Annotated in this window: 10 protein-coding genes; 7 read left to right on the top strand and 3 right to left on the bottom strand. The window is 53.8% G+C overall.

Going from position 1 to position 12,743, the window contains the following annotated elements; genetic code table 11:
- Nucleotides 1–351 precede the first annotated feature (351 nt).
- Nucleotides 352–2,313 carry an ATP-binding protein gene (locus AN477_RS16165; protein WP_054970207.1) on the bottom strand — a complete coding sequence of 654 codons (1,962 nt, stop codon included), beginning with the start codon at nucleotides 2,311–2,313 and terminating at the stop codon, nucleotides 352–354.
- 614 nt (nucleotides 2,314–2,927) lie between these two features.
- On the opposite strand from AN477_RS16165, the gene AN477_RS16160 reads away from it, so the two are divergent.
- From AN477_RS16160 to AN477_RS16145, 4 genes are all read left to right on the top strand, one after another.
- Nucleotides 2,928–3,107 carry a DUF3311 domain-containing protein gene (locus tag AN477_RS16160; RefSeq protein WP_054970206.1) on the top strand — a complete coding sequence of 60 codons (180 nt, stop codon included), beginning with the start codon at nucleotides 2,928–2,930 and terminating at the stop codon, nucleotides 3,105–3,107.
- 13 nt (nucleotides 3,108–3,120) lie between these two features.
- On the top strand, nucleotides 3,121–4,590 hold the full coding sequence (locus AN477_RS16155; RefSeq protein ID WP_245631861.1) for a sodium:solute symporter family protein: 1,470 nt from the start codon (nucleotides 3,121–3,123) through the stop codon (nucleotides 4,588–4,590).
- Between the two features lie 391 nt (nucleotides 4,591–4,981).
- The gene (locus tag AN477_RS16150; RefSeq protein WP_054970204.1) at nucleotides 4,982–5,821 is read left to right on the top strand and encodes a nuclease-related domain-containing protein; all 840 of its coding nucleotides are present in this window, start codon (nucleotides 4,982–4,984) and stop codon (nucleotides 5,819–5,821) included.
- 235 nt (nucleotides 5,822–6,056) lie between these two features.
- Nucleotides 6,057–6,347: an antibiotic biosynthesis monooxygenase family protein gene (locus tag AN477_RS16145; RefSeq protein WP_054970203.1), complete on the top strand. Its 291-nt coding sequence runs from the start codon at nucleotides 6,057–6,059 to the stop codon at nucleotides 6,345–6,347.
- 76 nt (nucleotides 6,348–6,423) lie between these two features.
- Here the strand turns inward: AN477_RS16145 and AN477_RS24630 are convergent, their stop codons facing one another.
- Nucleotides 6,424–6,693 carry a hypothetical protein gene (locus AN477_RS24630; RefSeq protein WP_157062011.1) on the bottom strand — a complete coding sequence of 90 codons (270 nt, stop codon included), beginning with the start codon at nucleotides 6,691–6,693 and terminating at the stop codon, nucleotides 6,424–6,426.
- A gap of 348 nt (nucleotides 6,694–7,041) precedes the next feature.
- On the opposite strand from AN477_RS24630, the gene AN477_RS16140 reads away from it, so the two are divergent.
- Both AN477_RS16140 and AN477_RS16135 read left to right on the top strand, forming a co-directional pair.
- A complete protein-coding gene (locus tag AN477_RS16140) occupies nucleotides 7,042–9,828 on the top strand; it encodes a transglycosylase domain-containing protein (RefSeq protein ID WP_054970202.1) in 2,787 nt (928 codons plus the stop codon).
- Nucleotides 9,829–10,257: 429 nt separating this feature from the next.
- Nucleotides 10,258–11,007 (top strand): SDR family oxidoreductase, encoded by a 750-nt coding sequence (locus AN477_RS16135; protein ID WP_054970201.1) that lies wholly within the window; start codon nucleotides 10,258–10,260, stop codon nucleotides 11,005–11,007.
- A gap of 156 nt (nucleotides 11,008–11,163) precedes the next feature.
- Here AN477_RS16135 and AN477_RS16130 read toward each other — a convergent pair whose 3' ends face one another.
- A complete protein-coding gene (locus AN477_RS16130) occupies nucleotides 11,164–11,376 on the bottom strand; it encodes a hypothetical protein (protein ID WP_054970200.1) in 213 nt (70 codons plus the stop codon).
- Between the two features lie 115 nt (nucleotides 11,377–11,491).
- Here AN477_RS16130 and AN477_RS16125 point away from each other — a divergent pair, with 115 nt between their 5' ends.
- Nucleotides 11,492–12,592, top strand: a complete 1,101-nt coding sequence (locus AN477_RS16125) for a P1 family peptidase (protein ID WP_054970199.1) — start codon at nucleotides 11,492–11,494, stop codon at nucleotides 12,590–12,592.
- Nucleotides 12,593–12,743: the final 151 nt, after the last annotated feature.

Below are 12,743 nucleotides of genomic sequence, written 5' to 3'. Positions count from 1 at the left end.
CATGATACCCTTATTCATGCTTGGGTTCCTTAGATTAGATTTGGACAGGGCTACCTGTACATCTATTCTAAGGAATCTTTATATGTATAGGGGTTACAGAATCATGAATCTTCATAAGGTTTAAAATATTTAATTTGTCAACGGGTACCCGTTGACAAACCACTAAAAAGTTAATGCAACGCTAGTGGGTGGCAGCCACTTAATAGCCTTGGATTCGGATCATTAAGTCGCCCGTGGCGACTTAATACCTTAAAATTCGGGAGTTAAGTCGCTGCGACCGACTTAACATCCCCATGTCACAGCCGTGCGGCGCCTCCTAAGTCGGTGGCAGCGACTAAATCACGGCGCAGCTCACGGCTGGCCCGCGGCTGATGCAAGTTCCACCGCATGGGCGACATCGTGTGGCATCGTTGCCGTATCAACCGCCTGGCTTCCCGCCGTTACACGCCCGCTGTCGCCCCGAGCCTCCGCCGCAGCCCCCATGTCACCGCTGGCCCCAGCCTCCGCCGCAGCACCCATGCCACCGCCCGCCCGACTCCCACTGGCGGCCGGCACCTCGGATTCCGCCCCGATGCCTGAAGCTGAAGCCGCGGGAAAGGTGAGCGTCACCCGAGTGCCCTGACCGGGTTTGCTGCGAAACTCAATCGTGCCGGCGTGCGCCTGAACAATCCGCCTCGTGACAAGTAAGCCGAGCCCTGTACCTTCACCCTTTGTCGTGTAGAACGGCTCCCCGATCCGCTTCATCACGTCTGAGTCAAACCCGATACCTGTGTCTTGGATCGTCAGCCCGATCCGGTCGTTCGGCTCCCGCTGAACCCTGATTGTCAACTTGCCCGCATTCTCCATTGCCTCAATGGCATTCTTCACGATGTTGATGAGGGCTTGTTTCACTTGGTTTGCGTCGCAAAGAATGGTCAGAGTTCTGATGTTGGATTTTACGCCGGATTTTACGCCGGTTTCTGCGTCGGATTGAACGCCGGTTTCTGCGTTGGATTGAACGTCGGTTTCTACGTCACATTCAATATTGGACATATGCATCTGTGGTTCTAGCAGCGCAACGACGTCCTGAATAAGCTGGCCAACATCGTGCTTATCAAAGTGCTCAGCTTGCGGTTTGCCGAGCAGCAGCAGTTGTCCTGCAATCAGGTTGATCCGGTTCAATTCGTCCTTCATGACACCAAGGTGCGGACCCTTCGTCGACAGCCTGCCCTCGTCCATTAACTGCAGGAATCCAGACAAGGCTGTCAGAGGGTTTCTTATCTCATGGGCGATGCTCGCTGCGAGCTGCCCCACAATCGATAACTTTTCGGTCTCGCGAACGTGCTTCTCAAGCTCAACGGATTCCGTGATGTCAGTCATGATACTGAAGTAGCCTTCGATCTTGCCATGGGCCATGATTGGAACCACGGTAAACCGCACGTTCATGGGTCTGCCAGTTTTATGTCGAAATCGTGCCTCCTCGTCCACGAATACCTCGCCCGTATGAACCGTGCTGCTGAACTTCTTGGCGATCCCAATATCATCAGGAAACCATATTTCGAACCTTGTCCTTCCAATCAGTTCGGCTGAGGAATACCCTGTGATCCGTTGATACGCTGAGTTCACCAGTACGAACCTGTCCTGTCTGTCGAAAATCGAGATCCCAAGCGGACTGAATTCGAGTAGTGAACGGTAGCGATAGTCGTTGTCTACCATGGATAAGCGCAATTTTCCGTATTCGATCACGTTATCGATCAGCATGATAGCCACACAGATCATCACGGACTCTTCAACAAAAGACAGACCGAAAAACGGAATCAGTTTATGAAAAACCATCTGAGTTGTGGTGGTATGAGCCGGAGAAGCTGTATTAGATACACGCGTAAACACAAATTTCGCTATGCAGTGAATGACGACCGTTTGGAGCGATAAGAAGATACCCCAACGCAGGCGGGATGCTCTGGACATCCCATCGTATCGTTTGGATATGTAAAACGGTAGTGCACAATAGAGCACGGTTGAGATAGCGACAGGGATAAAAGTGTGCGGGTGGAACCCTAGATTCCAAATCAAAAACATAAAAACAGCTGCTGAGCCAGCCAAGCGTTTGCCATATAAGAAGCTCACAATGAGTGGAACGGATGAGAAACTCGATCGAATGTCCAATACGACCAACGGATACAGTTGGTCCCACACTGAAGCGATCACACCGTACAACGTCATGAAGGATAGTCGCCACGGCAATTCGTAAAATGACCTACGGAAAACCCAAACCTGGAGTGCAAACAACGGAAGCAAAATGATTGCGACATGTGCGAGGTATTGTTCTATCATCGTCGCTCCCAGACTCTCGATTGACTCTCGTGTGAATGTCTAATGAATGTCGTGTGAATGTCGATCACTCTCTTGTAAATCTAGTTTTAATAATGAGGACGAGCTGCCTTAGTCAATCATAGCAGACGATTTGGAAGTATGTGAAGGTAACTGTCGAAGGGACCGTTAAGGCGCTGTCCAAGTGTCGCCAAGACGTTGTCAAAAGCGCTGCCAAAGGCGCTGTAGAAGACGGTGCTGTCAAAGTCAACCGTTATTTGTCGACACGTCGAGGAGCTTGCTCGCATACGGTCACGTCTCAGATGTGCACGACCATTCATGCTTTTTGCCATCTTGGGGCATGCTATGTAACTGCCTGATGGAATGGCGTTTGGAATCCAACATTTAGCAATCGGAAGAATAACAACCGTAAGAAGTCGAGAATAGCAGGACGTTAAGAACAGCAAGACGTTCAGAATTGGAAAAAGTTAAGACATGTAAAAAAATGTAATACATTGAGAGACGAAAGACGTTAAGACCTGTAAGACCTGTAAGACCTGTAAGACGTTAAGACCTGAAAGGCGTTAGGACCTGTAAGACGCTTGAGAACTTAACAACCGCAAGAGAGGAGGAGTACGGTGCGTACTTTGCTCTTGATCATCATGCTCATTGGCAACATCCTCGCCGTTCCGTTTGTGAACTCCATTCATCCACTTGTACTCGGTATGCCCTTCTTTTTGTTTTGGTTGCTGATTTGGATGATTATCACCCCGCTCTTGACGTGGTGGATTTACGCCATGGATCAGGCAAGAGAATGAAGGAGGTATTTGGTTGACCGCACTTGTCACTACAGCCATTGTTGTATTACTTGTCGTCTTCGTCGGTTTTATTGCCGGCCGAGATAAAGCCTCACGCAGCAACATTGAAGAATGGAGCGTAGGTGGACGCAATTTTGGCGGCCTGCTGATCTGGTTTCTCATTGGTGCAGACGTTTACACCGCCTACACCTTTCTCGGGTTAACCGGATACGGATACAGCCTCGGAGCCGCAGCGTTTTTTGCAGTTCCTTACGTCGTTTTGGCTTATCCAATCGCCTACTACATCTTGCCCCGTCTTTGGGAGTATGCCGCGCGGTATAAGCTCACTACGTTGGCAGACTATGCGCGGGAGAGATTTCAAAGCCGGACGCTCGGCGTGCTGGTGGCTCTGACCGGGATCATCTTTCTCATCCCCTATATTGACCTGCAACTGAGCGGTATCACTGGCGTCGTCGCTGTCGCAGGTAAAGGCAGTTTCGCAAATCCCAAGGCCGTCGGTACAATAGCGCTTGTGATCTCGTTCATCCTTGTTGCACTTTACACGTTTTTCAGTGGGCTCAGAGCACCCGCGTGGACATCCATGATTAAGGATGCGTTGGTGTGGATCATCATGATCATCATGGTGATCACGGTACCGTTCATCCTCTTTGGCAGCTGGGGCAACATGTACCACACCGCGGTGACACAGTTCCCGAAGACGTTAACGCTGCATCCGGGTCCGCACGGTGACTTCTGGTTTATGACATCAGCCCTGATTTCAGCGCTTGCGCTGTTTATGTGGCCGCATGCTTCGACGGGCGCCCTTAGCTCCCGAAATGCAAACAACTTGCGGAAAAATGCTGTGTTTCTTCCGTTTTACAACATCCTTTTGTTCTTCATCACGTTCCTCGGCATTGTGGCTTACATGGTTCTGCCTCACTTGAAGACGCCGGGGTATTCGAATGTCATTCTCTTGTACCTCATCCAGCACACCTATCACAACGGAGTGGTGCAAGGACTCATGTATGCAACGGTGGCCTTGGCGAGTTTGGTGCCTGCGTCCATTATGGTTCTCGCCGCGAGCAACCTGTTTGCAACGAACGTCCTGAAGGATTGGCTCATACCGCACATGTCGGACAGCGCACGAACGTTGACAGCGAGATGGTTTGTCTTTGTCATGACGTTTCTTGCACTCCTGTTCGGTGTGCTGTTTCCAACCCAGCTCATTTCCCTTCAGCTCGAAGGGGTCAGTGGTATGGTACAGATTATCCCGGCCATTGGTCTCAGCTTGTTCTGGAGGAGGCTGTCGAACTCGGCTGTGACGATCGGGCTTATCGCCGGGATCGCGATGGTGTTTCTCAACCACTTTGTCTTTAAACTTGCAGGATACGATGGATTCTGGGGCCTCTTAGTGAATATCATTGTGATCCTGCTTTTGAACGGGCTGTTCCGAAGAGAGGCTGAGCGCAACCTGCAGACCAACAGGCTGCTGAACGAGGGGTAACACAGGACATCTAGCCCTCTACAAGTAGCGACTGTCGTCAGCTTGCCAATCAGTTGCAGCCAGCTTATCAATCACAGCTAAGCAATCACAGCTAAGCAATCACAGCTAAGCAATCACAGCTAAGCAATCGGCTGCCTCCAGTTCATTCATTGTACAAACACAAACATCCCACGAAGGTCTGCTGATGGCAGGCCTTCTTTTATGTGGTTTGTCTCTCAACGCTTCTGAACTTCACATCACCTCGTGGTAAAGTAAACAAAAGCCTGTCATCCGGCATGCAACATGAGTTGGATCCTGTATATCTTCTGCTCAACATAAGCTCGAGCCTGCAATTTTTTTGTGTCATGTGAACCCGAGCTTTTTCATCTTTGTTATTGGAAGGAGAGAGGCTATGACCAACCGCAGACCCACATCACGCCCTGTATCAAAGTTAGTTGTCCTCGGCATTGTTATCCTATTTCTAAGCCTTGAGCTTCCCATCCTTCCTCTTGCAAGTCACGTGCAGACTGGTGCGGGCGGGGGCATCGTTACAGCCCCAGGCGGCGTCTCCGGCATCGGGAGCGCATTAGGCAACGCAGCGGCACCCAGTACAACAGCCGGCGGTAGAGGCATGCTGCGCCACGATCTGTGGCAAGGCATCAGCACACTCGGCTGGATTGTGCTCATTATCGGTGTCCTGCGCACCATCTACTTGCGCCGTCAGTCCGCAGTCGTTGAGAAAGCCAAGGACGCAGCCGGACTTCGCGGCGAGAGGATGACGGCGGAGGAACTTGAGAAACTGGGCCCTCGGTACCGGACGCTGAATCGGTTTTATCTGCACCACCGCGGACGTGTACACGAGTTCGATCACGTTGTGATTGGCCCGAACGGCGTCTTTCACGTGGAGTCGAAGAACTGGGCGGGTCAGATTCGGATCTCGAACAGTGGAGTGGAACGAAGTGTACAAGGCGAGTTTCACAGCCCAACGATTCAGATGAGCCGGCACCACAGTCTTCTTGAGACGCTCCTGCAGGACAACGGTGTATCCACGGATGTCGTAGGAATTCTTTGTTTCACGAACCGCAATGCAGACGTCCGCGGAAAAAATGCGTCATATGTCGTAACGCGATTGCATCAGTTGAATGGTGTGATTCGCGATCACGCTACACATAAGCAGCTATCCCCACGGGATGTGGCGAGGGTTACAGAATTGATTGCCACAAATAGCCGCCCACATGAAACCGACGATTGACGTTATCGACAGCGCCATCTTGCAGCCAGCTTTTGTTTCTAACTGGCGCCACCTTGCAGCTAGCTTTTGTTTCTAACTATCGTCATCGTGCAGCCAGTTCGTGTTTCTAACCACCATCATTGTCCAGCACCCGACGAAAACCAGAGGTTTGTAACCGGCGCTATCGTGTAAATAATAGTAACCGCACCGTGAATCATAGTGACTATACCAATGATCTCAAACGAGGTGAGGTTCAGTGTACGCACGCGTTACCAAGGTTGTTCTCGGCCCTGACACACAGTGGGAAGCAGAACGTATTGCAGACCTGTTTTCAATCCTCTTGAAGGAACAGAAGGGGTTTCGAGGTATTACATATCTCGCCGACTATGACAACGGGGAATATAAATCCGTATCCTTCTGGGAGACCGAAGAAGACCTGATGACGTCGTTGGCGAATATACGCCCCATCCTCATGGATGCAGTCGGAAGCAAGTATCAGTGGGACCCCAGTTTCCAAGTTTACAAAGTGTATGAGCCAAAAGTGTAGCCATGCTTGCGATGCCTGCAGTACTTATGATGGTTTGTAGAAGTTTGTGTGATAGTGTTTGTGGTGTTTGCGGTACTTATTGTGGTGGGCAGTATTTATCGTGGTTTGCAGCAACGCTTGCATCGTGCATCACCTGGCTTTCTGTGCATACAGCCGCAATGATTGGTCGATAGAGCCATTTTAAAACCCGTAATATGTATGAATACACAAAATGTGTATTCGCCCCTGAAACTGCAGTCGAAAAAGCTCGAATTAGGTACCAGAAACGGACCTCTGGTACGTTTATCCCGCTTAAAACACCTTCGTTCGCGGCTTTTGTCCGCGATCCCCCCTCAATCTGTATCACTCGTTCGTATCCTATAGACAGTCTGGTTGGCTATGATAACGGAGTCTGTTTGACTATGAACCTAAAGTTGTCAGACGACACAAAGTCCGCTAATGTTACGTCTTGACCGTAGAACATCATAAGGACAACGTCATACCACCAGGTGATCATAAAATGACATCCAAGAGACCGGGGCGATCCGATGGGCCTCGGGGCACCAAGTCATCCGGACGCAGCGGAAAGTCAGCGAAATCCGGGGGAATAACCGGCAATACCACGTCTAGTCAGTCTGCGAGGCAGGGCTCATCGAGATCGGCCAAGAGAACCACGCGGTCGAAATCCACAAACGCAAGGAAAGCGAGGACACCTATGAGATATGCCCTACGCATTCTACTGTTGTTTGTCGCTGCAGTCATTGTTTTCACAGGCGTGTTTTTTGCGCTCGTCGAGCTGACACCGTTTGATGCTGCGAAGCTGACGCCGTCAACCAGCCCGACCGTCATCTATGACAAAAACGGCCACCAGTACGCGACCATCGCGGCACCAGGCGGATCCGATTTGCAGTATAGCAATATCCCGCAAGACCTGCAGAATGCGCTTGTGGCGACGGAGGACCATAACTACTGGAAGGGATCGAGCCTTGACATCAAAGGTATTTTCCGTGCTGCCTTCGTCGATCTATGGTCCCGCCAGCTGGCCCAAGGCGGCAGTACGATTCAGGAGCAGCTTGCGAAGATTGTGTATCTGACCGATCAGAAGACATTCAGCCGCAAGTTCGACCAGATTTTGCTTGGGGTTCAGATTAATCGTTACTTCAGTAAGCAGCAGATTCTGACGATGTACCTGAACCGAGTGTATCTCGGCGAGGGCACGACAGGGGTCCATCAGGCTGCCATCAAATACTTTGGTGTCGATCTCGCTAAAAACCCGAACAGCCTGACCCTTGCACAGGCCGCGCTGCTCGCAGGATTGCCGCAGGCACCGAGCGCGTACGATCCGCTGCAACACCCGAAGGCGGCTCTTATCCGCCGCAATCAGGTGCTTGAGAACATGGCGAAGTACGGCTACATCACGGAAGCCAAGGCGAAGGCCACGGAGAAGCTCCCGCTTGGCGTATCACCGCATCGGCTGCCTGGCGACATCTGGTCGTCACATCCGCTGTTTGCGCAGTTTTTAATGGATTATGCGGATAAAAATGGGATCAACTATCAAACCTTGGCTCAAGGCGGTCTGAAGGTTTACACGACGATTGACCCGCAGGTTCAGTCAGCGATTGAACAGGTGATGGAATACGGCAACCATTTTGCCGCACCCGTAAATGGTGAACCAGTTCCTGCAGCCGCAGTCTTTGTCGATCCGTCGACAGGCGGCATCCTTGGCGCAGCAGGCGCAAGGGACCCATCGGCAGCACACGGGCTTGATCGGGCGTATGAGAATGCACAACCGGGATCGTCCATCAAACCTGTCCTTGAATACGGTGCAGCCGTGGAGGAAGGGTTGATTACGCCAAACTCCATTCTGGACAATCAGCCGCACGACTTTGGCGGCGGGTACATCCCGCAAAACGATGCACCAAACCAACCGACCGCAGTGACAGCCAGGTACGCACTGGCCTATTCGGAAAACGTGGCAGCGGTCTCGTTGATGCAAAAGGTTGGCATCAACAACGCCATAAAGTTTGCGGAACAAAACGGCATCCAGTTTACGGCGAAGGACGCCACGCACCTTGGTATCGCCATTGGCGGCATGCAAAACGGCGTCAACGCGGTACAGATGGCTCAGGCCTACGAGGCGTTCGACAATCAAGGCATTCAGCAACAGGAGCACCTCGTCAGCCGGATCGTCAATGCGCAGGGGCAGGAGATCTACAACTTCAGCCCTGCAGCAAAACGCGTGATGTCCGCCCAGACTGCTGCTACGCTGACGAGCATGATGCAGGACGTCGTGGGCTACGGCACCGGCACCGGGGCACAATTGCCAGGTTGGGGTGTCGCAGGGAAGACCGGGACGGTCCAGTACGACGAGGGTCTGACTGGCAGTCACCCGGGCTGGATCCGCATCGCTTGGTTTGATGGATATACGCCAAACATGGTCGGATCGATTTACATGGGGTGGAACTACGACGGAAGTTCCCCGGCTTACCACATGACAGGGGCGCCTTCGTATCAGTGCTCTCAGATTTTCGGCGACATCGTCCGCTTGGCGGAGCAAGGTCAGACACCGCAGACGTTCCAAGGCCCCGCGCCGCAACTGAACACCAATGACTCTGCAGCGGTAACAAACCTGCAAGCGTCATGGAACCAGTCCCAGGGTGGCGTGCAACTCTCCTGGCAGTCTGATGTGGCTGGGCAGGCGCAGTTTGTGATTACCCGGCAGGATGTCGCTGCTGGCCCGGGTCAGGGTGCGGGCGGTCCAGGTGTAGGTAACCAAGGCCAAGGACAAGGCGAGGGTGGTGCGGGCGGTCCAGGTGGGCCAGGTGCGGGCAACCAGGGTCAAGGCCAAGGACAAGGCGCGGGTGGCACAGGTGCCGGGAACCAAGGCCAAGGTCAGGGGCAAGGCGGTCCTGGTCAGGGGCGTAACACCGGCTTGGTGCTCGGCGGCAACGGCTATGGCAGCACCTATGATGGCAACACCGGCAACACCGGCACCGCTACAGGCGCCCGCTTTATCAACATTGCGGCCGGTGGTCCGGGCGCCGTCCAACTGGGGCAGACCCCGAACCTGAGCTTTGTGGACACAACGGTCAGCGTGGGGAGCACATACACCTACACAGTGCAGGCCATTGACCCGAATACCGGTCAAGCGATTGGTCAGCCTGCCAGCATTACGCTCTCTGTGAATGGCGGTGGTAATACCGGTGGTGGTGGTCCGAATGGCGGACCGGGCAACACGGGCGCAACCACCAATAGCACCGGAAATGGTGGCGGCGGACCAGGACAGATTGGTAATACAATTGGCAACATGATCGGAAACCTCGTAGGAGGATCGGGCTCAGGTGGTACCGGCAGTGGTGGGTCTGGCGGCGGCACTGGTTCGGGCGGCAGCGGCACGGGCAGTGGTGGTGGCAGTGGAGGCGGCACTGGGGGTAGTGGAACCTCGAATACGACCGGCAGTGCGGGAAGCGGGAACTCGACCACCAATGGTACTGGGCAGTAGCTGAAGTCTATATGGGACGGCAACTGACACTCTCACTGGTGCGCCAGTCTTCCGGGTACGCCTCGCCTGCAGCATTCAGAGGTTATAGGGTGTTTGTGGAACACTGTGACCATATCACCATGGTATATTCGTTGTTAAGAAGGTTGGAGGTTGCCTTAGGCAACCTCCTTCTATTTCGATCTGCGCTTTAAATCAATGCGCTTTATATAAGTGTGCTTTAAATGAATGCGCTTATATAAAACTGTGTGGGTAAACCGGACCTTCGGTTCAAGGAGCCCTTGGTGAAGCGAGGGCCTTCGGTTAACGAGACCCGTAGTGAGGCGGACCTTCGGTCGAATGCTCGTGAAGTGGTATCATGAACGCAGTTAGGACTAACGTTCGATGAACGGAGTACATACGATTTTCACAAGTTGAAAGGGGAACACGGCATTGAACATGTCTGGAAACACGATTTTAATCACGGGAGGCGCAACGGGTATTGGCTTGGAACTCGCCGAGCAGCTCGCTGCAAAAGGGAACGAAGTCATCATCTGCGGTCGGCGTGAGGCGCGGTTGAAGGAGGCACAAGAACGGATCGCAGGATTACATATCCGTGTCTGCGATGTGGCCAGCCAAGCGGAACGAGAGGACTTGTACAAGTGGGCGACGACAAACTTTCCGAAACTCAACGTGCTGATCAACAACGCGGGGATCCAAAGGGACTTCGACTTCCTCAATCCGGCGGAACCTTGGGAGGTTACGCGTCAGGAGATTGTCATCAACGTCGAGGCGCCCATCCACTTGGCGACGCTCTTTGCAGAGCACTTTAAGGCTGTGCCAGACTCATCCATTATCAATGTTTCTTCCGGCCTTGCCTTTATGCCGATGTCTCTGTTCCCCATCTACTGTGCAACAAAGGCCGCACTCCATTCGATTTCCATGACCATGCGACATCAGCTTGCGAAGGCTGGGATCCGCGTCATTGAGGTGATTCCGCCAGCAGTGGATTCCGAGCTGAACCAGGAAGGGCGAATTAAGCGCGGCATGACGAGCACCGGGACGACTGCGGAAGAGTTTGTATCGGCGGTCATGGCGGGACTCGAGCGGGGAGACGACGAGATCGGCTACGGAACGTCCGAGCGGGGGCGCAGGGCGTCGAGGGACGAGATCGACGAAGGATTCAAGCGGATGAACCGCTAAGCACCAAACCGATTCAAAAGGGACGCGCCCATTGCACGCACGTCCTCTCATGGCCCACCGTCTGCGTGAAAGGGGACCGACCTGATTTCGCGAAGGTCGCTCCCCTCAGCTGTCAGCCTCGACTTCTATCGTGTCAGGCATTCGTCGATCCTGGCCTCAAACCTCGATGTCGTGCTGATGTTCGTGCTTAAACTCTACATACTGGCAACTTTCGCAGTAATATGGGCGCACGATGAAGGATTGGTTGTATTCAAACTTCAACTCACCGTGTTTCGGTTTAATGACGCCCGGCATGGCAACTGCCATCGGGAAACGGTGAAAAGCGGTCTGGCCGCACTTTGGGCACTCGGTTGCGTCGAATACGGACATCTTTGTCTACACTCCTTTATCGTCATTCCCATACATCATACCACTTGAAATGGTACCACTCGAATCTGGTTTGTATCTCTGCATTGACCTAGTGACACATCAGGGAGGACCGCCCATGACAAGCTCCTCGCAAAACCCAAATGGCTCGATTGTGGATGTGCCGGGAATTCGAGTAGGCCACGCGCACGATAAGATGGGGCTTACCGGCTGCACGGTTCTCCTGATGGACGGAGGTGCCGTGGCAGGTGTCGACGTACGTGGATCGGCACCAGGTACCCGAGAAACAGACCTCTTATCTCCCATCAACCTTGTCAGTGAAGTGCACGCCATCTGCCTTTCCGGCGGCAGCGCGTACGGTCTTGACGCAGCAACCGGCGTGATGCGCTACCTCGAGGAGCGAGGCATTGGCCTCGACGTTGGAGTGGGGGTTGTCCCCATTGTTCCTGCCGCTGTCTTGTTTGATCTCTCCCTGGGCGATCCCACTGCACGCCCCAACGCTGCCATGGGTTATGAGGCAGCAGCCCGTGCTTCCGCAGGCTCTGCCGAGTCGGTTGCTGAAGGCAATGTCGGCGCCGGCTGTGGGGCCACCGTTGGTAAGCTCGCCGGGATGAGATCTGCGATGAAGAGCGGAATCGGATCAGCCTCGGTGAAGCTTCCAAACGGCTTGGTGGTCGGTGCCATTGTGGCGGTGAACGCGGTTGGAAACGTGCGCGATCCCGATTCAGGAGCATGGATCGCCGGCGCCCGCGATGAACAGGGGGCTATCATATCCCCTGCGGAGTTGCTCAGCCGTTTTGCCAGTCCGTGGCCTGGCGCAGGGAGTCCGCCCTCTGGATCTAGCACCGCCCCACGTGAGCGTTTGTTAACCTCCAGTAGCGAACCGCCCGGAATCAGTGATGGGGCCGTCCGAACCGAAGACCTCTTCCCTGGGACCAATACGACCATCGCTGTGGTTGCCAGCAATGCCAGGCTGAACAAGACACAAGCGAAAAAGGTTGCACAAATGGCACATGATGGACTTGCCCGCACGATTTACCCTGTCCACACGATGCACGACGGCGACACCGTATTCGCAGTGGCTACCGGCCATGTTGATGCGATGGTGGATGTCGTTGGCGCGCTCTCTGCTGAGGTGCTCGCGCAAGCTGTCATTCGTGCGGTCCGTGCTGCAGAAGGCGCTGGAGGCCTGCCTGCCGCTCGAGATTTAAAACGTTGAGCTGCGCACAGTATGTAGGGCCGGTTGAGAGGGGATGCGGCTGCAGCTGGCCGATGGCCGTTCGACAGCCGGGGTTCAGGCGAGGGTCAGGCGAGGGTCACCCAGCGTTACCTGCCCATTGCCCCGTAGCCTGATTGCAGCCTCATCCTAG

The organism is Paenalicyclobacillus ferrooxydans, assembly GCF_001399675.1.
Taxonomy (GTDB): domain Bacteria; phylum Bacillota; class Bacilli; order Alicyclobacillales; family Alicyclobacillaceae; genus Alicyclobacillus_B; species Alicyclobacillus_B ferrooxydans.
This window is presented reverse-complemented; position numbering and strand designations above follow the sequence as displayed.